Below are 22,125 nucleotides of genomic sequence, written 5' to 3'. Positions count from 1 at the left end.
GGATAGGGTGAATACTACAGTTGAAAAACAGCAGATTATAACATCTAATACAGAACAGTGGAAAATGTATTCAAAATTAGAAGGTAAGGAATATCAAATTCATATTTCAAAGCCGAGGCAACCAGCACCGGATTCAGGATATCCTGTCATTTATGTATTAGATGGCAATGCCTTTTTTCAAACATTTCATGAAGCAGTTAAAATACAATCAGTAAGAGCGGAAAAAACCGGTGTTTCACCAGCTGTTATAGTAGGATTGGGTTATCCAATTGAAGGCGCATTTTCAGGGGAAGAAAGATGTTATGATTTTACGCCTAGCGTAATTTCAAAAGATGCCCCTTTAAAACCAGACGGTAAACCGTGGCCTAAAACAGGAGGAGCACATAATTTCTTTACTTTTATTGAAGAAGAACTGAAACCACAAATTGAAAAGAATTTTGAGATCGATAAAAGTAAGCAAACGTTATTTGGACATTCTTTAGGTGGACTATTTGCTCTTTATATACTATTTACAAACTTAAATGCTTTTCAAAATTATTTTATTAGTAGTCCATCTATATGGTGGAATAACCAATCCGTACTTGAAAAAGAAGAGAACCTTATACATGAATTAAACAATGCTAAGTTTGAAACAGGAGTGTTCCTTACAGTTGGGTCACTAGAACGAGAGCATATGGTTGTAGGCGCAAATGAATTATCAGAGCGCCTTCTCCAAGTAAACCACGATAAACTTAAATTTAAGTTTTATGAAGCTGAAGGGGAGAATCATGCATCTGTTGTGCCGACTTCTTTAAGTAAAGGATTGAGATTTATTAGTTACGTATAGGAAAAAAGGTTATGGATGAAACATTCCATAACCTTTTTTGATATGTAGAATTGTCCTTTTTGAAAGTTTTGTTTCAACTTTTCGTCTAAAGAGACAAAAAGTTGTCACAAAACGGTCACAATTAGCATAAACATAAAATAGACGAAATGAACTTATTTCCAAAAAGGCTTGGTTTATTCCGATCATGATTTGTAGAGCTGAAAAAGTATGGATTAAAAGTTCACTATATTCCCAAGGAGGTAGATCGTATGAAAACTATTCTTGCTATCGCTGGACTTATTTGGGTTTTATCGCATGGCATCCCAATTTATGAAGGAGAACAAATTCGCAGTGCTCTGAATAAAAATTTTAATGAATATCATATCATTGATCGGCAAGATAATGTTGTAACAGTTCGAGTAAATGACTGTTTTCATACGGTAACCGTTGAAGGAACTTCAGTAGTGAATGATACAAAAGTATGCGATCAGCAATAACTATATATAGGAAGAAAAAAGTCTCAATTTACACATGTGAATTGAGACTTTTATATTTGTGATTGAAGTTTTTTCATAAACAATTATTGACATAACGAGTTTATGTTGATAAAATTCAATTCATAAAATATAGATAATTTAATAGATTTCGAATCAGATGAAAATTAAATCTGATTTCTCTTATCTAGAGAGGTGGAGGGACTGTGCCCTGTGAAACCCAGCAACCATCAATTTTTACATTGAAATGGTGCTAATTCCTGCAAAGCAAATGCTTTGAGAGATGAGAGAAAGGGATAGTATCGATATATGCATACAAACCTTTCTGCTCATTCTAAGGGCAGAAAGGTTTTTTTATTGTTCTCGACTGTGAGTAAAGACTATTCTGGAGGAAAATAGAGAGATTTATACAGTCCGTGTGCAGGAGGAATAACGATGTGAAAATCAATGAACCAATTTGTGCATGTCCTAGTGTTGTTCTAATAAAATGGATTATTGATTTGTTACAGCGTGAATTAATAAATAAATACATAAAAGAAGAAGGGTGTTTACAACATGAAAAAACTATTACTATCAGGACTTATTACAACGGCAATTTTTGGTTTAACTGCTTGTGGAGGTAAAAGTGAAGATAAGCTTGTTGTCGGTGCTTCTAATGTACCTCATGCAGTTATTTTGGAAAAAGCAAAACCATTACTTGAGAAAAAAGGTGTAGAACTAGAAATTAAAAAATTCCAAGACTACGTATTACCAAATAAATCATTGGCGAATAAAGAATTAGATGCAAATTATTTCCAAGGTATTCCATTCTTAGAGAAAGAAATGAAAGACAAAAAATATGATTTTGAAGTAGCTGGAAAAATACACATTGAACCAATCGGTTTATATTCTCAAAAATATAAAAATCTAAAAGAGCTTCCAGATGGTGCAACAATTATTATGAGTAATGCAATTACTGATCATGGACGTGGTTTAGCAATTTTACAAAAAGAAGGTATTTTAAAAATTAAAGATGGTATAGATCCTGTAAAAGCAACCGTAAAAGATATTACAGAAAATCCGAAAAATTTAAAATTCAAAACAGACATTGAACCTGGTTTATTAACACAAATGTATAAAAATAAAGAAGGTGATGCTATTTTAATTAATGCTAACTATGCAATTGATGCAAAATTAAATCCAAGAAAAGATGCAATTGCGATTGAAGGTAAGGATTCGCCATATGTAAACGTAGTTGCAGTTCGTAAAGGTGACAAAGATAAGAAAGAAATTAAAGCACTTGTAGAAGTATTACATTCGAAAGAAATTGAAGATTTTATTAATAAGGAATATAACGGTGCTGTTATTCCTGTAAAAGAATAACTTTGAAAACTAAGAAATTGTACTCTTTACAACTACGTATTTTATAACTGATGAAAATTAATTATTTTATTAAGGGCTACTAAGGTAGCCCTTTTATATTTGCAACGAGAAATGGTTAGGGAATGTACATTAATGGAGGCTTTAGTTGAAGAACATAGCACAAAAGTGATTAAACATTTTACTTTATTAAGTTCTGATGGAGAATGTAATGTTTTTTTGAAAAAAGAAAGGGTATCATGAAAATTGAGACTGAGAAGCTAATAAATTGTTAAGAATAAGCTTAGAGCGGAAATATACTCATATGGGGTATCATACATAGATAATTAATGCTATAATTGGTATACTCGTAAAAGCAATTGTTTTATTGGATGAAGAGAAACTTTAAGAAGGTGATAATATGGGGCATAAAGAGCATGAAGTGGTAACACATAGATCAGAAAAAGAAAAAGAACAAATTATAAATAGATTAAAGAGGATTGAAGGACAGGTCCGCGGTATTCAAAATATGATTGAAAATGATCGCTATTGTGTGGATATTTTAGTGCAAATTTCAGCGATTAATGCAGCGATGAAAAAAGTAGGAATGGGTGTATTAAAAAACCATACAAGTCATTGTGTTTCAGGTGCTATTAAAGATGGCAATGGTGACGAAGCAATTGAAGAATTAATGACTGTATTTGAACGTTTTTCAAAAGCGTAAAAACAAGCTAGTATGTCACTGGCTTGTTTTTTTGTTTACCTTCATAATAAGATTTCGGGGTATTGATGTGAAAAAGTGTGTGTAAAATAAACTTTTAGAAAATAATTGAAAAATCATGATACAAAACCATTGATTACCTTAGGGGGGTATGGTAAGATGTAATTGTGATTAACAAAGAATGAAGAAACAAGAGGAGGATTTTAAATGGAACAGTTAACATTACAAGTTGAAGGTATGTCTTGTGGACATTGTGTAAATGCTATCGAAAGCAGTGTGAAAGAGCTAAACGGTGTTGAACAAGTGAAGGTTCAATTAGCAGAAGGAACTGTTGAAGTTACTATCGACTCGTCTGCCGTAACATTAAAAGATATCGTTGCTGTAATCGAAGACCAAGGATACGATGTTCAATAATTATTTTTAGATATGGAAATAAATCGTACTTTAAACGAAGTACGATTTATTTTGCTAATAATTATACCTCATAAGGGTATATAGAGGTGAGAGACATGAATGAACAAAAAGAGGCCAATCTTCAAATATCAGGAATGACATGTGCGGCATGTGCAAATAGAATTGAAAAAGGTCTAAAAAAAGTAGAAGGTGTTCATGAGGCAAATGTAAATTTTGCGCTTGAAAAAACAAAAATAATGTACGATCCAACTAAAACAAATCTACAACAATTTAAAGAAAAAGTTGAAGCGTTAGGATATGGAATTGTAAGTGATAAAGCTGAATTTACTGTTTCAGGAATGACATGTGCAGCATGTGCAAATAGAGTTGAAAAGCGTTTAAATAAGTTAGATGGTGTGAACAAAGCGACAGTAAATTTTGCTTTAGAATCAGCTACAGTAGACTTTAATCATGATGAAGTTAATGTAAATGAAATGAAGAGCGCGATTACGAAGCTAGGATATAAATTAGAAGTGAAACCAGATGATCAAGATGCATCAACTGATCATCGATTACAAGAAATTGAAAGACAAAAGAAGAAGTTTATTATTTCGTTTATTTTATCTTTCCCATTATTATGGGCAATGGTTAGTCATTTCTCATTTACGTCGTTTATTTATTTACCAGATATGTTAATGAACCCTTGGGTGCAACTAGCACTTGCAACTCCTGTTCAATTTATCATTGGTGGACAGTTTTATGTTGGGGCTTATAAAGCGTTACGCAATAAAAGTGCGAATATGGATGTTCTCGTGGCACTTGGAACGTCGGCCGCGTATTTTTATAGTGTATATTTAAGTATTCAATCTATTGGTTCTTCGGAACATATGACAGATTTATATTTTGAAACGAGTGCGGTACTTATTACATTAATTATTTTAGGTAAATTATTTGAAGCGAAAGCAAAAGGGCGCTCATCAGAAGCAATTAAAAAATTGATGGGTTTACAAGCGAAGACAGCTACAGTTGTGCGAGATGGAACAGAAATAAAAATTTTGATTGAAGAAGTAGTAGCTGGTGATATCGTCTATGTAAAGCCTGGTGAAAAAATACCAGTAGATGGTGAGATTGTAGAAGGAAAATCAGCGATTGATGAATCGATGTTAACGGGTGAAAGTATTCCTGTTGATAAGTCAATTGGGGATGTAGTAATAGGTTCGACAATAAATAAAAATGGTTTTTTAAAAGTGAAAGCAACTAAAGTAGGCAGAGATACTGCATTAGCTCAAATCATTAAAGTAGTAGAAGAGGCACAAGGTTCAAAAGCTCCTATTCAAAGGGTAGCGGATCAAATTTCAGGTATTTTTGTACCGGTTGTAGTTGTGATTGCGATTATCACATTTGCAGTATGGATGATATTTGTTACACCTGGTGATTTTGGCGGAGCACTTGAGAAAATGATAGCAGTACTTGTTATCGCTTGTCCATGTGCATTAGGTCTTGCAACGCCTACATCTATTATGGCAGGATCAGGAAGATCGGCTGAGTATGGTATTTTATTTAAAGGTGGAGAGCATTTAGAAGCAACGCACCGATTAGATACAGTTATTCTAGATAAAACAGGTACTGTGACAAACGGAAAGCCTGTGTTAACAGATATAATTGTAGCAGATGGATTCCATGAAGAAGAAATACTACGTTTAGTAGGTGCGGCAGAAAAAAATTCTGAACACCCACTTGCAGAAGCGATTGTGGAAGGAATTAAAGAAAAGAAAATTGATATTCCAAGTTCAGAGACGTTTGAAGCGATTCCTGGATTCGGTATCGAATCAGTCGTAGAAGGAAAACAATTATTAATTGGCACACGTCGATTAATGAAGAAATTCAATATTGATATTGAAGAAGTTTCAAAATCAATGGAAGAGCTAGAACGAGAAGGAAAAACAGCAATGCTTATTGCAATCGATAAAGAATATGCTGGTATAGTTGCCGTTGCAGATACTGTAAAAGATACTTCAAAAGCAGCTATCGCAAGACTTAAGAAAATGGGTCTAGACGTTGTTATGATTACAGGAGATAATACACAAACTGCTCAGGCAATTGCGGGGCAAGTTGGTATTGATCACGTAATTGCAGAAGTATTACCAGAAGGAAAAGCAGAAGAAGTGAAAAAACTCCAAGCACAAGGTAAGAAAGTAGCGATGGTTGGAGACGGGATAAATGATGCTCCTGCTCTTGCTACAGCGAACATTGGTATGGCAATTGGAACGGGAACGGATGTAGCGATGGAAGCAGCGGATATAACGTTAATCCGCGGTGACTTAAATAGTATTGCTGATGCGATCTTTATGAGTAAAATGACGATAAGAAATATTAAACAAAATTTATTCTGGGCATTAGCTTATAACGCGTTAGGAATTCCAATTGCGGCATTAGGTTTCTTAGCCCCTTGGGTTGCTGGAGCAGCAATGGCATTTAGTTCTGTATCCGTTGTATTAAATGCATTACGATTACAAAGAGTTAAATTAAAACCTTAAAAAGCTACATTAAGTAATTGAATAGAATTAAAAAACAATACTTGAATAAGTATTGTTTTTTTGTTCGTATAGAAATTAAAACGATATAATAAAGCAGAAATATAGAATCGTATGTAGTAGAAAAGTTAAGAGGTAGTTTCGTAAGGAGACTTATATATGTTAAAAGATATTATAATTAGAACATTCCAGAAAGAAGATTTAGATCAAGTATTACAATTGTTCTATGAAACAGTTCATACGGTTAATGCAAAAGATTATAATGAGTTACAGCTACAGGCGTGGGCACCGGAGCGACTAGATAGAGAAAATTGGTTACAGTCTTTATACAGTCTTTAGAAAAGAATATTAGCTATGTAGCGGATCATAAAGGTGTGATTGTGGGGTTTGGGGATTATAACGATGATCGTTACATAGATCGTTTATTTACGCATAAAGATTATCAAGGGAAAAGAGTCGCTTCATACATACTACAGAAGTTAGAAAAAGAAGCAGTGAACCTAGGGCATAGGGAGATATATACAGAGGCGAGCATTACCGCAAAACCTTTTTTTGAAAGTAAAGATTTTATTTGCATAAAAGAACAAAAGAAACAACATAATGGTCAGATTTTTATTAATTATGTTATGAAAAAAATATCCTTCTCATAAATGAGAAGGATATTTTTCATTATTTTACAGCTTCTTTTAGTTCTTTACCAGCTTTGAAAGCAGGTACTTTAGAAGCTGCGATTTGCATTTCTTCACCAGTTTGTGGGTTACGGCCTGTACGAGCAGCTCTTTCACGAACTTCGAATGTACCGAATCCGATAAGTTGTACTTTTTCACCAGCAGCTAAAGTGTTAGTGATTGATTCTACTACAGTTTGTACAACTACAGTAGCTTCTTTTTGAGAAATCTCAGCATTTTGTGCTACGTTTTTAATTAATTCTGTTTTGTTCATGTTTTTCACCTCATATGTAAATAATGCTATTTAAGTTGTTATTATAACGTATAAAACATTCGAGAACAAGTGTACGTACATATATTCGCAAAAAAAATGAAATTTGTAATATTTTTTAGGGCACTTTATAGACATCCATTTAAGCGGACAGAGATTTGTTCTTCATTTCAGTCTTCTCTTGATGAGCAGGTAGTTTCTTATTATAAGATATGAAGTAAGGTAGTGCTACAAATAACATACCTCCTACTAAATTTCCAAAGAAAACAAAAATAAAGTTTGGAAAATATTCAGCCCAAGTGAAATGACCGGCAAAAATCGCGGCTGGGATGACAAACATATTGGCTACAACGTGTTGAAATCCAATCGCAACAAAAGTCATAACCGGGAACCAAATACCGATAATCTTTCCGATAAATTCTTTACTTCCCATACTGAGCCAAACAGCTAAACAAACGAGCCAATTACATCCGATTGCAGAAATAAATGCTTGCAATGGCGTATCTTGTAGTTTCGCTTGAGCGATAGAAATAGTTTTCGCTAAAAAAGCTCCCTCAGTTAAGCCAACGATATGACCGAAAAAGTAGGCTACAAATACAGCCCCTATGAAATTGCTAAATGTAACAATAACTAAATTTCGTATGAAATAAAATAAAGTAATTTTCTTTTGGAGCCAGGCCATAGAAACTGTCATCATGTTACCGGTTACTAGTTCACCGCCTGCAAGAATAACGAGAATAAGACCAATAGGAAATACAGCAGCGCCTAGAAAACTAGAAAATGATCCCCAATATTTTGGCATTGTCCCAATAACATGAATATCGAGTAAATACCCTAATGCGATAAAAGCGCCACCAAAAAAACCAAGAATTAGCATAGGGAGCAATGATAAATGAGCTTTTTTCCTTCCTGAATTCGCAGCAAGTTCCGTAATTTCTTCTGGTGTAAATACAGACATGAATAACCCCTCCGTAATCAAATGATGGAATGAATAGAAAAAATTTCGAAAATCTATGTATTATAAAAATATGTTATGACTTCTGTATAAAATTGTCAAAGTGAATAGAGAGGGAATTACATATTGATAATATTGTTCATGTTGTCACATGAATGTAACAATAAGGATTTAAAGTGTTTCTAGAGGTGAAAACATGAATACGAATCATGTAAAAAAAGAACGAAAAAAATCAATCGTAAAGATATTTATTATTAGTTTTATAAGTATATTAATGATACCAGTAAGTTTGTATTATTATGCGACAGAAATAGAACGAAAACTAGTAACAGTTACGTGGAATGAAATAGAAGCTTCTGCAATTCCTAAAGAATTTAATAATAAAAAAATATTGCAGTTTTCAGATGTACATTTAGGACCAGAGTTTACACTGAAACAACTTGAACATTTAGTGGAGAAGATGAATGAATTACATCCGGATATAGTAGTTTTTACCGGAGATTTAATAGATAAATTTGGGTCTTATAGTGCGGAAAGAGAAGAAGCGAAGGTTATTTTGCAGAAAATTTACGCTCCCTTAGGGAAATATGCTGTGTTTGGGAATCATGATAGGGGCGGGGGCGGTAGTTTATTTTACAAAAAATATATGGAAGAAGCTGGTTTTTCTGTATTAGTAAATGAAGTGCAGAAAATTAAAGTGGAAAACGGCAAATATATTATAATATCAGGTTTGGATGATTTTCTATTAGGGAAGCCGAAAATAGATTCAACTTTAAAAAACTTGAAACAAAATGATTTCAACATGTTATTAGTACATGAGCCGGATGTTGTAACCAAAATAAATCGTTACCCAGTTGATCTTCAACTGTCAGGACATAGTCACGGAGGACAAGTCCAAATTCCTTTTGTAGGTCCGTTAATTACTACCAAACTAGCTGAGCACTACGTTGAAGGTATGTATGAAGTAGAGGGGAAGAGTAAGCCGTTATATTTATATGTAAATCGTGGCATTGGGACTACTAGGATGCCTGTTAGATTTTGTAGTGTACCTGAACTTTCAATTTTTGTGTTGAAGCAAAATAGTAACTAGAATATTTAACAATATGATTCCAAGGAACGTGCGATGTTGGTCGATGGAAAAGAGTTTCTTAAAACTTTAGATGTGACAAAGTAATTTTCATAAATAAAAAACAACAATAGGACCTATAAAGGGACCTATTGTTGTTTTTATCCTGCATGGATTGCCCATAAATGTCCGATTGATGAGGGCTAATTATAGTTTTACTTTGTTATTTTTGCAAGGAAAGACCATCAAAATATGTTCTATAGTTATTTGAGAATTCAAAGTTGTTTTTTGCATCCCAATTAATAGACCAAGACATTAGGCCGCGGAATGCAGGATAGCCACTCTGGTTAGAAATTTTATACTTTCCTCCGAACGGAACTCCTTTAATAATATAATTTAAAGCTTTTTTCATTTCAGTCGGAGAAATATATCCGCCACTTGGAGCTGCCGCTGGTGCTGCAGGAAGTCCAATCATTACCTGATCTGAACGAAGAGCTGGGAAAATGTTATTTGTATTACCACCTACAGGAAAACCATGTAAGAGCATATCTGCCATAGCGACCTCGTAGTCTGCAGTACCTTGATTGTAGTTATTACCGTCCATTCCAATCCCGCTACCAGCGTTGTAGTGTTGAACGTGAATGTATGTTAGTTTATCTTTCACTCCGTAAATAATTGGTAAATATGCACCCCATATGCTTCCATATGCGCTATATCCGCCTTGAACATAAGCTGTTTCAGGAGCCATGCTTAATAGAAAATCTGGACCATAATGATCTGAGATTGTTCGAATAGCTGAAATAAGATTTACGATTTGGGGAGTAGTTGGGTTTTTGAAGTTAGTGTCATTTCCGTTTAAGTAAATACCTGATTCAAGGTCAATATCTATTCCGTCAAAACCGTATTTATCGATTAGAGATTGTATGGAATTAATAAAACGATCCTTAGCAGCATTGTCAGGAAGTAAAACGACCCCATTTTGTCCACCTATTGAAAGAACTACTTTCTTTCCTTTACTTTTTAAATACGAAATATCTGATTTGAATTCTGCATCTGTACCATACACAGGAGAAAATTCAACAGTGGAACGATCACCACCAGTTTCACCAAAAGATACATTGATTACATCCCATTTTGGTGAAACGTCTTTTAATTTAATAATGCCAGTACCGTTATCAAAATTATGCCAGTATCCAACGAGTAATTTTGAACCTAAATTGTTTGCTGCTTGTGATTGGAAAGGGGATAGCGGTAGAAGTAAGAACATTACTAAAATACAACAAAAAAATTTGAACTTGTTTAACATATCAACACTCCTATACAAAAAGTTGTCTAGATGTATAATCTTGTTTATTTAATAATATCTGAAAATTCTTTCTTTTGTAAAGGGACTATAATTTTCTCAACAATTGTGTATGGGAAAGTATTAAACCTAATGTAATAATTTTTGAAGGAGGTTGAATTTTAATTGTTTAATTCAGAATATTTTGATACATTTTAAAGTATAGGACAAAATCTTTCGCACAGTACTCTTACATAAATTTCAAAATTTAGTTTGGAAGGGGATGTACAAGATTTGGATAAAAATCTAAAGAAAGACCTCAAAATACGCCACATTACAATGATTTCAATTGGCGGTGTAATAGGGGCTGGTTTGTTTGTTGGAAGTGGTGCAGTTGTACATTCGGCAGGACCAGGTTCTATCGTTTCATATGCATTAGCAGGACTTCTAGTCATTTTCGTCATGAGAATGCTAGGAGAAATGGCAGCTGTTAATCCGACAAGTGGTTCATTTGCAACGTATGCAAGAGAAGCGATTGGTCCTTGGGCGGGTTATACAATAGGCTGGTTATACTGGTTTTTTTGGGTAATTGTTATTGCAATAGAAGCCACAGCAGGTGCTGGTATTATCCAATATTGGATTCCACAAATACCGCTTTGGTTATTAAGTTTAATATTAACAATTTTATTAACACTGACGAACGTTTTTTCGGTGAAATCATTTGGAGAGTTTGAATATTGGTTTTCTTTTATTAAAGTAATAAGTATTGTTTTGTTCCTTTGTCTAGGTCTTGCTGTTATTTTAGGATTTGTTCCAGGAACAGAAGCACCCGGCACTTCGAATTTAATTGGACAAGGTGGATTTATGCCAAACGGTATAAGTTCGGTACTGCTTGGAATTACTGTCGTTATATTTTCATTTATGGGATCAGAGATTGTAGCAGTAGCCGCAGGTGAATCTGCAGAACCTGTAAAAGCAGTAAAAACAGCAACAAACAGTGTGATTTGGCGTATTCTTGTATTTTTTATTGGGTCTATAGCGGTAGTTGTTACGCTACTGCCATGGAATTCAGCAAACATATTAAAAAGTCCATTTGTAGCTGTACTGGAACATATAGGAATACCAGCTGCGGCACAAATTATGAATTTTATCGTTTTAACAGCTGTACTCTCTTGTTTAAATTCGGGTTTATATACAAACTCAAGAATGCTTTTTTCGATGGCAGAAAGAGGAGATGCTCCAAAGGCGTTTTTGAAATTGAACAGTAGTGGTGTTCCAGTTCGGGCCGTTTTATTCGGAACGTTCTTCGCTTATATTGGCGTTGTTTTTAGTTACATTTCTCCAGATAAAGTCTTTTTGTTTTTAGTGAATGCATCTGGCGGGATTGCGTTACTAGTTTATCTCGTTATTGCAGTTTCGCATTTAAAGATGCGTAAAAAAATGGGAAAAGTAGAACAACAAAATTTGAAAGTGAAAATGTGGCTTTTTCCGTATGTAACGTATGTTACAATTGCTGCTATTATAGCAGTTTTAGTTGCGATGTTCGCAATTGATACTTTACGTTCACAAGCACTTTTAACAATGTTTGTTACTGTTCTTATCATACTTTCTTATTTTATTTTTAATAGAAATAAAAATAGCACAGTTTTGAATCCTAAAAGTAAGAATGAGGAATCTGTTCGATTCTAATTTTCTAATTTTCGAAGAGAGTTACACCCAGTCATTGCTATAAAAGAATCATATATAATCATAGAAACAAGTAATTACTATTGTCATAGTGGATATAAACTTTTTTCTTGACTTTTTATACGAAGGCGAGCAAAATGGTAAAAAAGGAAGGGGGGATGATAATGGAAGAGTACGTATTAGAGCTGTATAACCTGTTATATACGACAGAATGGCAAGATATTGTTTCGTTTCTAGGAATCGTATTTTGCATGAAAATTGTAATTGTATATATGGAAGAGCAAGGTATGTTCTATTCCTTCTCATCCCCGTTCGATATGCAGCGCGAGCCGTTGCTAAACTATGCCAATGTGAATTACGAACAAATTCCTTTTGTTATTTTCTTTATGATTCGATTTATTACAGCAATTGTAAGGAAAAAGGAAAGTGACGATGAAGAGTGCCACTCAACTTGTAATATAGCGAATGTTTTTTAAGCTAAATACAAGGAGGAGATTTATATGTGGTTTCGATTTCTTATGATTGGTTTCTTTTCATTAACAGCAATTTCTTTAATGGGATATCAAGTGTCTGAAATTTTTCAAGCATATAGCGATACATTTTTTAACAAAAACTAATCGCGTTGCTATTTGAATAATAAAGCGATAAAATCCTTCTTAAGAAGTTTTATTAAGAAGGATTTTTTCTTTGTCTTATCTTGCTGTGTCAAACTATTGTCACATTTACACTGTGAATAGTATGTTAAAATAGTGAGGTTACGTATACATATTTGAAGGAAGAGGGAGTGACCATTTTGGTGGATCAATCAACAAATCAGAAAAGCTATGCTCCTATTGTGATAACGCTTTCTGTAATTGTAAATGCGATTATTTTATTTTTGTTCTTTGGACCTGTTGGCTATGAAGGAGAATTACATTTTGATGTAACAATTTTACCAATGTTAAATGCAATTTTTAATAGCTTTACGTTCGTATTCTTATTAGCAGCTCTATACTCTATTATTAAGAAGAATGTGAAAATGCACCGTGGTTTCATCCTGGCAGCATTTACAACGACGTTGCTATTTTGTGTTTCTTATTTATCGTATCATTACTTAGCGCCAGCAACACATTTTGGCGGAGAAGGATTCATTAAATATGTGTATTTCATCATTTTAATTACACATATTATCCTGGCAGCAATTATTGTACCGCTTGCATTGTTTGCACTTGTATTTGGTTTTACAAATCAATTAACACGTCATCGTAAAATTGTACGTTGGACGATGCCGATTTGGTTATATGTAAGTTTATCTGGTGTTATTGTTTACTTAATGATCTCACCTTATTACCAATAAAAAATCTCAGCCTGTAGGCTGGGATTTTTTTATTAAGCAAATATTTTTGTGAAATGAAAAAAATATGGTATACAAAAGTATAGTTGCTTTTCATATAGAAGGGATGGTAAAGGAATATGCAAAATTTTGTATTTCGTAATCCAACGAAACTTATTTTCGGTAAAGGTCAATTAGAGCAGTTAAAAACTGAAATTCCACAGTTCGGTAAAAAAGTTCTTCTCGTATACGGGGGAGGCAGCATTAAAAGAAACGGTATTTATGATAATGTAATTTCTATTTTAAAGGATATAAATGCAGAAGTATTTGAATTGACAGGTGTTGAACCGAATCCACGTGTATCAACTGTAAAGAAAGGGATTCAAATTTGTAAAGAAAATGGTGTTGAATTTATTTTAGCAGTTGGTGGAGGAAGTGTGATCGACTGTACGAAGGCAATTGCAGCTGGTAGTAAGTACGATGGAGATGTATGGGATATTGTAACGAAAAAAACATTTGCTAATGAGGCATTACCATTTGGTACTGTACTTACTCTTGCAGCAACAGGATCTGAAATGAATGCAGGCTCGGTAATTACAAACTGGGAAACGAATGAAAAGTATGGATGGGGTAGCCCGGTTACTTTCCCGCAGTTTTCAATTTTAGATCCAGTTCATACTGCGTCTGTGCCGAGGGATCAAACAATTTACGGTATGGTAGATATTATGTCGCACGTATTAGAGCAATATTTCCACAACGGAACGAATACAGAACTACAAGATCGTTATTGTGAATCTGTTTTAAAAACAGTAATTGAGACAGCTCCTAAGCTTTTAAGTGATTTAGAAAATTATGAGCATAGAGAAACTATTTTATATTGTGGTACTATGGCGTTAAACGGCATTTTAGCGATGGGAGTTAAAGGAGACTGGGCAACTCATAATATTGAGCATGCAGTTTCTGCTGTTCATGATATACCGCATGGAGGCGGCTTAGCAATTCTATTCCCTAACTGGATGAAGCATGTCGTAGATGAAAATGTAAGTCGTTTTAAACAGTTTGCTATTCGCGTATTCAATGTAGAAACAGATGGAAAGACTGAGCGAGAAATTGCGTTAGAAGGAATTCAGGCGTTACGTCAATTTTGGACTTCAATTGAGGCACCAGTAACATTATCTGATTATGCTATTGGAGAAAATGAAATTGATTTAATGGCGGATAAAGCAATGGCTTATGGTGAATTTGGTAACTTTAAAAAATTAAATAAAGACGATGTTTTAAGCATATATAAATCTTCTTTATAAGTGAATCGAGTAAAGAAACCCGTTTGATATAACGATCAAATGGGTTTCTTTTTTTGTTATTTATAACTGTTTGTGATTGATTTTGGTTATTTATGAATGTTTATGGTTGATTTTTGTGATCGTTTTCATTATACTGTAATCAAAGAAGAGGTGAATAAAATGTTAACTCCTGAACGTCATCAAATGATATTGCAACTTGTAAAAGAGCAGAAGATTGTTAAATTACAACAATTGGTGGAAAGAACAGAAAGCTCTGAATCAACAATTCGTCGTGATTTAGCGCAATTGGAAAAACAAAGGTTATTAAAGAGAGTTCATGGTGGTGCCGCTGTTTTAACAGGAAAAGGGCAAGAACCAACGATGGTTGAAAAATCATCCAAAAACATTCAAATAAAACAACAAATTGCTAATTATGCGGCTAGCGTTGTTGAACAAGGTGATTGTATTTATTTAGATGCAGGAAGTACAACATTTGAAATGATTCCATTTTTAATAAATAAAGATGTGACTGTCGTTACGAATGGACTTATGCATATTGAAGCTTTAGTTGAAAATAATATTCGTGCGTATTTACTAGGTGGAATGATGAAGAGTAGGACGAAAGCTTTAATCGGTGCTATGGCACAGGAAAGTATGCAGAAGTATCGTTTTGATAAATGTTTTTTAGGTGCAAATGGTGTACATGAACAGCTTGGCTTTACAACGCCAGATCCAGAAGAAGCGCTCTTAAAACAAATGGCATTAACATTAGCAAACGAAGGATATTTCTTAATTGATGAAAGTAAGTTTTCAGAAGTTGCATTTACGAAAATTGCAAATGTTGAAGAAGCAAATATTATTACAAACCATTTAGAAATTGATTTAGAAAAATATAAAAGACAAACCAATGTAATTGAGGCTGATAAACAATGATCTATACAGTTACTTTAAACCCATCTATTGATTATGTAGTACAAGTTAATTCCTTTGATTTAGGCGCAGTCAATCGAGCAGAGAAAGATATGAAGTTTCCTGGGGGAAAAGGGATTAATGTTTCTCGCGTTCTCCATCGTTTAGGCGTGGAAAATGTAGCACTTGGATTTACTGGTGGATTCACCGGTCAATTTATTAAAAGTGTATTACAGGCGGAAGGCGTAATGACAAACTTCATCCAAGTAGACGGAGATTCCCGAATTAATGTGAAAATAAAAGAGCAAGAAGAGACAGAATTAAATGGGCAAGGTCCTAATGTGACAAATGAGCAATTTGAACAATTAATGAAACAAATCGAAAGTATGAAGCAGGGAGATTGCGTTGTGCTAGCTGGAAGTGTACCTGCATCTATCCCAACTACCTTTTATGAATCAATCGCAGCGCTCGGAGCTGAAAAAGGTATTCGAGTAGTAGTTGATGCGAGCGGAAGTGCACTGCAGCATGTAATTAAAAATAAGCCATTTTTAATTAAGCCAAACCATCATGAACTTGGTGAGTTGTTTGATGTGGAGCTTTCAACAGTAGAGGACGTTTTACCTTATGGAAGAAAATTAATTGAACAAGGTGTAAAACACGTTATCGTATCGATGGCTGGAGAGGGAGCTTTATTATTTACGGCAGAAGGTATATATGAAGCGACTGTTCCAAAAGGTGTTGTAATTAATTCAGTTGGGGCCGGAGATTCTCTTGTTGCAGGGTTTGTAGGCAAATATGAACAGACAAAAGATATTGAAAAGGCATTTCAATACGGCGTTGCAACAGGGAGTGCAACAGCATTTTCAGCTGATTTATGTAAGAAGGAAAAAGTAGAAGAATTATTGTCGCAAGTAATTGTAGCTAAGCGATAGGGGGAAGCAACATATGAAAATTACAGAACTATTAAAAAGGGATACAGTCATTATGGATTTGACAGCTTCAAATAAAGAAGCTGTCATAGATGAATTAGTTGAGAAATTAAATGGGGCAAATCGTTTAAATAATAAAACGGAATTTAAAGAAGCTATTTTAAAGCGGGAGTCCCAAAGTACGACTGGAATAGGGGAAGGTATTGCAATACCTCATGCGAAGACAAAGGCTGTTAAACAACCATCGATTTGTTTTGGTAGAAGTGTAAGCGGTATCAATTATGAGTCGCTCGACGGACAGCCTGCACACTTATTCTTTATGATTGCTGCAAGTGAAGGAGCGAATAATACTCATTTAGAAACGTTGTCTCGTTTATCGACATTATTAATGGATGAAGGGCTTCGCAAGCAACTATTAGAAGCGAAGGATGAAAGTGAGCTTCTTCAACTATTTGATGAAAAAGAGAATGAAAAAGAAGAAGAGATTGAAGTCGCCAAACCAGAAGGAAATGAACCGTACGTATTGGCAGTTACGGCTTGCCCAACTGGAATCGCTCACACGTATATGGCCGCAGATAGCTTGAAAGCAAAAGCAGCAGAGCTAGGAATCGCAATTAAAGTTGAAACGAACGGATCAACAGGTATAAAAAACGGTTTAACAAAAGAAGACATTGAACGAGCAACAGCTATTATCGTAGCAGCAGATAAACAAGTAGAAATGAACCGTTTCGCTGGGAAGCATGTCATTCAAGTACCAGTCGCTGATGGGATTAGAAAAACGGAAACGCTTCTTAATCGAGCTGTAAAGCAAGATGCACCAATCTTTAAAGGTGTAAAAGAAGATGGAAAGGCAGAAAGTACGGAAAAAGAAAAAGGATTAGGAATTTATAAGCATTTAATGAATGGCGTAAGTAATATGCTTCCATTCGTTGTTGGCGGCGGGATTTTAATAGCGCTAGCGTTTTCGTTTGGTGGTATAAAGGCGGAAGGTCCTTTAGCTGAATTGTTCATGTCAATTGGTGGAGGAAAAACAGGTGCGTTTTTATTCCTTGTACCAATTTTAGCTGGATTTATTGCAAGTTCTATTGCTGATCGTCCTGGTTTTATGCCTGGTGTTGTAGGTGGATTTTTAGCGGCGAATGCGAATGCTGGCTTTTTAGGTGGATTAATTGCTGGTTTCTTAGCTGGATATGTTGTTTTAGGGTTGAAAAGATTATTTTCAGGACTACCAGTACAATTAGAAGGAATTAAACCTGTTTTGTTATATCCAGTCTTTGGATTATTGATTACAGGAGTTGTAATGCAAAAAGCAGTGATTCCGCCTGTAGTAGCATTAAATGAAATGTTGACAGGGTGGTTAAATGGTTTAAACGGTACGAATGCTATATTACTAGGTCTTATTTTAGGTGGTATGATGGCAATTGATATGGGTGGTCCAATTAATAAAGCGGCGTTTACGTTTGGTATTGCTGCAATAGAAGCACAGAATTTTGGAGTGCACTCAGCAGTTATGGCTGGTGGTATGGTACCGCCACTTGCGATTGCATTTGCAACTACATTCTTTAAATCAAAGTTTACAGAAGCGGAACGTAAATCTGGTTTAACAAATTATATTATGGGAGCATCGTTCATTACAGAAGGTGCGATTCCGTTTGCAGCTGCAGATCCGGTTCGAGTAATTGTAAGTTGTGTTGTTGGTTCAAGTATTGCAGGTGCGTTATCTATGTTATTCCAAATTACATTACCAGCACCGCATGGTGGATTATTTGTAATAGCGTTAGTAAATAAACCGTTACTATATATTTTCTCTATATTAATTGGAACGATTGTCTCGGCTATTATGCTAGGTGTTTGGAAAAAGAAAGTTCAATAACAAATGAAAAGAGAGCAGCTTTTAGTAGCTGCTCTCTTTTTATTACAAAAAAATAGGTTAACAATTAAATATTGATGTTTTTTGGTAAAAGATATAACGAATTGTGAATTTTTTGTAACAAAAAAGTAACACTGTAATTTTTTCTGGAAAAAAGTTCTTGTGCTCGTATATGAAAAATATATGAAAACCACTGGAGATTGTATGAGAAATACATTTTATTAATATGGAAATTTATGTTACAACTCGTTAATCGTATATTACGAATGCTTTGTAATTGTGTGATTTCTAAAAATTCTAAAAATCTGTTGCTATAATGAAAATACGAAAACAAAGCAAATGGAGGCTATTCATGAAAAAATTATTAGGTATAGCAACAGCAGCAGTTTTTGGTCTTGGGATTTTTGCGGGTTCTGCTAAAGCGGAAACAATTGTAACAACAGACGTATTAAATGTTAGAGAAAACCCAAATGTAGAGTCAAAGCTTGTAGGTAAAGTGTTAAGTGGGAATACACTAGATGTTATAAATACAGAAAATGGATGGACAAAAATTAAGTTGAACGGTAAGGAAGCGTTTGTAAGTGCCGATTTTACAAAGAGCACATATTATGTAACGGCGGGCGTATTAAATGTTCGTGCTGGAGCGAATACTGATTCTGAAATTTTAGGTAAACTTAATAAAAATGATGTGATTGAAACGACGAATCAAGTTCAAAATGAATGGTTGCAATTTGACTACAATGGAAAAGTTGGATATGTTCACGTGCCATTTTTAACAGGAACAGCACCTGTAATCGAAAAGAAAGAGGTTGTAGCTCAAGAAGAAGCGCCAGCTAGAACAAATACGCCGGTTAAAAATAATACAGTAGTTAAGAATAAAGAGTCTGTTAAGAGTAACGATTCTATTAAGAATGTAGAATCAAGTAAACCTGTGGTAAAAGAAAAACCGGCTGCAAAACCAGTTGCAAAATCTACTGAAACAAGTGCGCCTACTGGTGGTCGTGAAATTACAGTAGAAGCGACGGCATATACAGCAGATCCGAGTGAGAATGGTTCGTATGGTGGTCGTGTATTAACTGCAATGGGGCATGATTTAACAGCAAATCCAAATATGAAAGTAATTGCTGTTGATCCGAAAGTAATTCCGCTTGGATCAAAAGTATGGGTAGAAGGATATGGAGAAGCGATTGCTGGAGACACTGGTGGTGCGATTAAAGGAAATCGTATTGATGTATTAGTCGGTTCAGATGGTAGTGCTAATAGCTGGGGGCGCAAATCTGTAAAAGTGAAAGTTATACAATAGGTTATCGATATTAATATAAAAAGCGGTTGCTTGAAATTATGTAAGCAGCCGCTTTTTATGGATTATTGAAATGGATAAATAGTTTTACCTGTAATAATTTTATATGCACTGCAAAATTGCGTTTGTATATATTCTGTATTTTTATTTTCTGGATGTAATGTTGTTTCATGAAGGGTAGAATGAAAAGCCCGTAGTAAACAATTTAGGGCGAAATATAATTCCTCTTGTGAACAATTTTGTTCTTTTATAGAAGTAGCTAAAATGAGGTCTTTTGTCAAAGATGAAAAATTGAGGGTGGATTGTTTCATAGTTAACTCATCCTCTCGAAACTATTTTTATCATGTATATGCAGAATTGGACAAACTATGTTCTTTTTTCTGTATAATTTCATGTACCGAAATGAAAGAACTTGCAATCATGCCGTTAAAATTGGTAAGATTGGGTATAATCAATAGATGGAGTATATTACATAAAGAGAGTTGAATGATATGGGAGAAGTGCAACGTGAAAAAGTTGCTGTCATCATTGGACCAACTGCTGTTGGAAAGACGAAGTTAAGTATCAATCTTGCCAAAGCGTTGAACGGTGAAATTATTAGTGGTGATTCCATGCAGATCTATCGAACGATGGATATTGGAACTGCAAAGGTAACAAAAGCAGAGATGGACGGAATTCCACATTATATGATCGATATAAAAAATCCGGAAGATTCATTTTCTGTCGCGGAATTTCAAGAACGTGTTCGCAAGCATATTCGAGAAATTACAGAACGTGGTAAATTACCAATTATAGTTGGTGGGACCGGTCTTTATATACAATCTGTTTTATTCGATTATCAGTTTACAGATGATGCTGGTGATGTGATATACCGAGAGCAAATGGAAAAGTTAGCTTTAGAACGCGGTGTGGAATATGTACATAAAAAATTGCAAGAAGTAGATCCAGAAAGTGCGGAGCGTATTCATGCAAATAATGTACGACGTGTCATTCGGGCTTTAGAAATTTTTCGCACAACGGGTGAAAAAATGAGTGAACAAATTGAGAAACAAGAAAAAGAGTTACTCTATGATGTTTCATTAATTGGCTTGACAATGGATCGAGAAATGCTATACGATCGCATTAACTTACGAGTGGATTTGATGATGGAACAAGGCCTATTAGAGGAAGTAGAAGGGCTGTATAATAGAGGGATACGAGATTGTCAATCTATTCAAGCGATTGGATATAAAGAAATCTATGATTATTTTGAGAATCGAGTTTCTTTAGAAGATGCGGTATCACAATTAAAGACGAATTCGCGTCGTTATGCAAAGCGTCAATTAACGTGGTTCCGTAATAAAATGGATGTCACGTGGTTTGATGTTACAAACGGTGAAAAAACGTCAGAAATTTTACGATACATAGAAGGAAAGTTACAAGTAAAGTCGAATAATAGTAAGTAGAGAAAAAGAGGAGGATTCGACATGAAGCAATCAATCAATATTCAAGATCAGTTTTTAAATCAACTCCGTAAAGAAAATACGTTTGTTACGCTGTACTTATTAAATGGTTTCCAGCTTCGTGGACTAATTAAAGGATTTGATAATTTTACAGTCCTGCTGGAAACAGAAGGTAAGCAACAGCTTATTTATAAACATGCAATTTCTACATTTGTACCACAAAAAAATGTTTCAATTGAATTAGAATAGTAATGAATTATTGTACATAACAAAAAAGAGCGAGTTTCCTCGCTCTTTTTTTATTTGTCATAAACAATATATAGTGAAATTTAAGCGATTCTAAATACAGTAAGGCGGATGTTAGTATTTCCTGTTGCAGGGATCGTAATCTCATTAAGTGTAGATTGGACAGAGATTCTTGCACCAGCTGCTAATGTTTCTATTGTAGTAAATGAAAGTGAGTCGCCTATTAAATTTGAAGAGAAATTATCAGTTGCGACTGCTCCATTAATTGAAATTCCTACTCCGAGTGGAGCGCATCCTGGCGCAGTTGTAGAAATGGATACGCTAATTACATAAATACCACCGTTAATAACAGTAACTGTATCTGTGCCGTTGAAGATAATATTGTTTACGTTAATTGCAGTACTAAAAATAAAATTATTAAATTGCAGTACTGTTTGCTGAATATTGTTTGTTACAACAATTGTTGCTATAGGGAAGCTAGGTCCAGTAGGCCCAGTAGGTCCGGTAGGTCCACCAGAAGGTCCAGTAGGTCCAGTAACTCCTATGCCAGTAGCGCCGGTAGCACCCGTTGGTCCTTGAATGCCTTGAGGCCCGGTAGCGCCTGTGTTACCTTGAACACCT

22 protein-coding genes, 1 pseudogene and 1 riboswitch are annotated in these 22,125 nt (G+C 34.6%); of the genes and pseudogenes, 18 read left to right on the top strand and 5 right to left on the bottom strand.

The genetic code is table 11. From position 1 onward, the window contains the following. The first annotated feature begins 7 nt into the window (after positions 1 to 7). The 7 genes and pseudogenes from HMPREF2590_RS04515 (at position 8) to HMPREF2590_RS04485 (ending at position 6,935) form a co-directional block, all read left to right on the top strand. On the top strand, positions 8 to 826 hold the full coding sequence (locus HMPREF2590_RS04515) for an alpha/beta hydrolase (RefSeq protein WP_001098703.1): 819 nt from the start codon (positions 8 to 10) through the stop codon (positions 824 to 826). A gap of 248 nt (positions 827 to 1,074) precedes the next feature. Next, a complete protein-coding gene (locus HMPREF2590_RS04510; protein WP_000849103.1) occupies positions 1,075 to 1,302 on the top strand; it encodes a hypothetical protein in 228 nt (75 codons plus the stop codon). 177 nt (positions 1,303 to 1,479) lie between these two features. Further along, positions 1,480 to 1,589: riboswitch (SAM riboswitch) on the top strand. A gap of 265 nt (positions 1,590 to 1,854) precedes the next feature. After that, on the top strand, positions 1,855 to 2,661 hold the full coding sequence (metQ, locus tag HMPREF2590_RS04505; RefSeq protein WP_000735072.1) for a methionine ABC transporter substrate-binding lipoprotein MetQ: 807 nt from the start codon (positions 1,855 to 1,857) through the stop codon (positions 2,659 to 2,661). Positions 2,662 to 3,058: 397 nt separating this feature from the next. Next, a complete protein-coding gene (locus HMPREF2590_RS04500; RefSeq protein ID WP_000509879.1) occupies positions 3,059 to 3,361 on the top strand; it encodes a metal-sensing transcriptional repressor in 303 nt (100 codons plus the stop codon). Positions 3,362 to 3,565: 204 nt separating this feature from the next. After that, positions 3,566 to 3,772, top strand: coding sequence for a copper chaperone CopZ (copZ, locus tag HMPREF2590_RS04495; RefSeq protein WP_000436973.1), 207 nt, complete (start codon positions 3,566 to 3,568; stop codon positions 3,770 to 3,772). Between the two features lie 95 nt (positions 3,773 to 3,867). Further along, positions 3,868 to 6,288 carry a heavy metal translocating P-type ATPase gene (locus HMPREF2590_RS04490; RefSeq protein ID WP_050822054.1) on the top strand — a complete coding sequence of 807 codons (2,421 nt, stop codon included), beginning with the start codon at positions 3,868 to 3,870 and terminating at the stop codon, positions 6,286 to 6,288. Positions 6,289 to 6,444: 156 nt separating this feature from the next. Further along, positions 6,445 to 6,935, top strand: a pseudogene (locus tag HMPREF2590_RS04485) (GNAT family N-acetyltransferase). A gap of 19 nt (positions 6,936 to 6,954) precedes the next feature. On the opposite strand, the gene HMPREF2590_RS04480 reads toward HMPREF2590_RS04485, so the two are convergent. Together HMPREF2590_RS04480 and HMPREF2590_RS04475 are read right to left on the bottom strand one after the other, a co-directional pair. Further along, entirely contained in the window at positions 6,955 to 7,227 is a 273-nt protein-coding gene (locus tag HMPREF2590_RS04480) for an HU family DNA-binding protein (protein WP_001043904.1), read from the bottom strand. Positions 7,228 to 7,366: 139 nt separating this feature from the next. Beyond that, positions 7,367 to 8,182: a formate/nitrite transporter family protein gene (locus HMPREF2590_RS04475; protein WP_000110537.1), complete on the bottom strand. Its 816-nt coding sequence runs from the start codon at positions 8,180 to 8,182 to the stop codon at positions 7,367 to 7,369. 193 nt (positions 8,183 to 8,375) lie between these two features. Here HMPREF2590_RS04475 and HMPREF2590_RS04470 point away from each other — a divergent pair, with 193 nt between their 5' ends. Beyond that, the gene (locus HMPREF2590_RS04470; protein WP_001095341.1) at positions 8,376 to 9,269 is read left to right on the top strand and encodes a metallophosphoesterase; all 894 of its coding nucleotides are present in this window, start codon (positions 8,376 to 8,378) and stop codon (positions 9,267 to 9,269) included. Between the two features lie 199 nt (positions 9,270 to 9,468). Here HMPREF2590_RS04470 and HMPREF2590_RS04465 read toward each other — a convergent pair whose 3' ends face one another. Then, positions 9,469 to 10,551, bottom strand: a complete 1,083-nt coding sequence (locus HMPREF2590_RS04465; RefSeq protein WP_000932443.1) for a chitinase — start codon at positions 10,549 to 10,551, stop codon at positions 9,469 to 9,471. A gap of 270 nt (positions 10,552 to 10,821) precedes the next feature. On the opposite strand from HMPREF2590_RS04465, the gene gabP reads away from it, so the two are divergent. The 8 genes from gabP (at position 10,822) to entD (ending at position 19,819) form a co-directional block, all read left to right on the top strand. After that, entirely contained in the window at positions 10,822 to 12,216 is a 1,395-nt protein-coding gene (gene gabP, locus HMPREF2590_RS04460) for a GABA permease (RefSeq protein ID WP_000360108.1), read from the top strand. Between the two features lie 134 nt (positions 12,217 to 12,350). Then, positions 12,351 to 12,689: a hypothetical protein gene (locus HMPREF2590_RS04455; protein ID WP_002005644.1), complete on the top strand. Its 339-nt coding sequence runs from the start codon at positions 12,351 to 12,353 to the stop codon at positions 12,687 to 12,689. A 317-nt stretch (positions 12,690 to 13,006) separates the two neighbouring features. Beyond that, positions 13,007 to 13,549, top strand: a complete 543-nt coding sequence (locus HMPREF2590_RS04445; RefSeq protein ID WP_000228314.1) for a DUF420 domain-containing protein — start codon at positions 13,007 to 13,009, stop codon at positions 13,547 to 13,549. A gap of 116 nt (positions 13,550 to 13,665) precedes the next feature. Continuing rightward, positions 13,666 to 14,829 carry an iron-containing alcohol dehydrogenase gene (locus HMPREF2590_RS04440; RefSeq protein WP_050822053.1) on the top strand — a complete coding sequence of 388 codons (1,164 nt, stop codon included), beginning with the start codon at positions 13,666 to 13,668 and terminating at the stop codon, positions 14,827 to 14,829. A gap of 159 nt (positions 14,830 to 14,988) precedes the next feature. Continuing rightward, positions 14,989 to 15,741 carry a DeoR/GlpR family DNA-binding transcription regulator gene (locus tag HMPREF2590_RS04435; RefSeq protein WP_070861368.1) on the top strand — a complete coding sequence of 251 codons (753 nt, stop codon included), beginning with the start codon at positions 14,989 to 14,991 and terminating at the stop codon, positions 15,739 to 15,741. After that, entirely contained in the window at positions 15,738 to 16,649 is a 912-nt protein-coding gene (pfkB, locus tag HMPREF2590_RS04430; protein WP_000640835.1) for a 1-phosphofructokinase, read from the top strand. Before HMPREF2590_RS04435 ends, pfkB begins: the two co-directional genes overlap by 4 nt. A gap of 13 nt (positions 16,650 to 16,662) precedes the next feature. Beyond that, a complete protein-coding gene (locus HMPREF2590_RS04425; protein WP_000704593.1) occupies positions 16,663 to 18,519 on the top strand; it encodes a PTS fructose transporter subunit IIABC in 1,857 nt (618 codons plus the stop codon). 349 nt (positions 18,520 to 18,868) lie between these two features. Continuing rightward, positions 18,869 to 19,819: a cell wall-binding protein EntD gene (entD, locus tag HMPREF2590_RS04420; protein WP_000734613.1), complete on the top strand. Its 951-nt coding sequence runs from the start codon at positions 18,869 to 18,871 to the stop codon at positions 19,817 to 19,819. Between the two features lie 62 nt (positions 19,820 to 19,881). Here the strand turns inward: entD and HMPREF2590_RS04415 are convergent, their stop codons facing one another. Next, positions 19,882 to 20,127, bottom strand: coding sequence for a hypothetical protein (locus tag HMPREF2590_RS04415; protein ID WP_000814435.1), 246 nt, complete (start codon positions 20,125 to 20,127; stop codon positions 19,882 to 19,884). Between the two features lie 180 nt (positions 20,128 to 20,307). Between HMPREF2590_RS04415 and miaA the strand changes: the two genes are divergently transcribed. Beyond that, complete coding sequence (gene miaA, locus HMPREF2590_RS04410; protein WP_000504958.1) at positions 20,308 to 21,261, top strand: tRNA (adenosine(37)-N6)-dimethylallyltransferase MiaA; 954 nt, start codon at positions 20,308 to 20,310, stop codon at positions 21,259 to 21,261. A 21-nt stretch (positions 21,262 to 21,282) separates the two neighbouring features. After that, positions 21,283 to 21,507 carry an RNA chaperone Hfq gene (hfq, locus tag HMPREF2590_RS04405; RefSeq protein ID WP_000813896.1) on the top strand — a complete coding sequence of 75 codons (225 nt, stop codon included), beginning with the start codon at positions 21,283 to 21,285 and terminating at the stop codon, positions 21,505 to 21,507. Between the two features lie 80 nt (positions 21,508 to 21,587). On the opposite strand, the gene HMPREF2590_RS04400 is transcribed toward hfq, so the two are convergent. Further along, positions 21,588 to 22,125: Gly-Xaa-Xaa repeat protein (locus tag HMPREF2590_RS04400; RefSeq protein WP_137026407.1), on the bottom strand; the 538-nt coding region annotated here is incomplete at its 5' end.

Origin of the sequence: Bacillus sp. HMSC036E02, from assembly GCF_001836235.1 — a bacterium.
Taxonomy (GTDB): Bacteria; Bacillota; Bacilli; order Bacillales; family Bacillaceae_G; genus Bacillus_A; species Bacillus_A cereus.
This window is presented reverse-complemented; position numbering and strand designations above follow the sequence as displayed.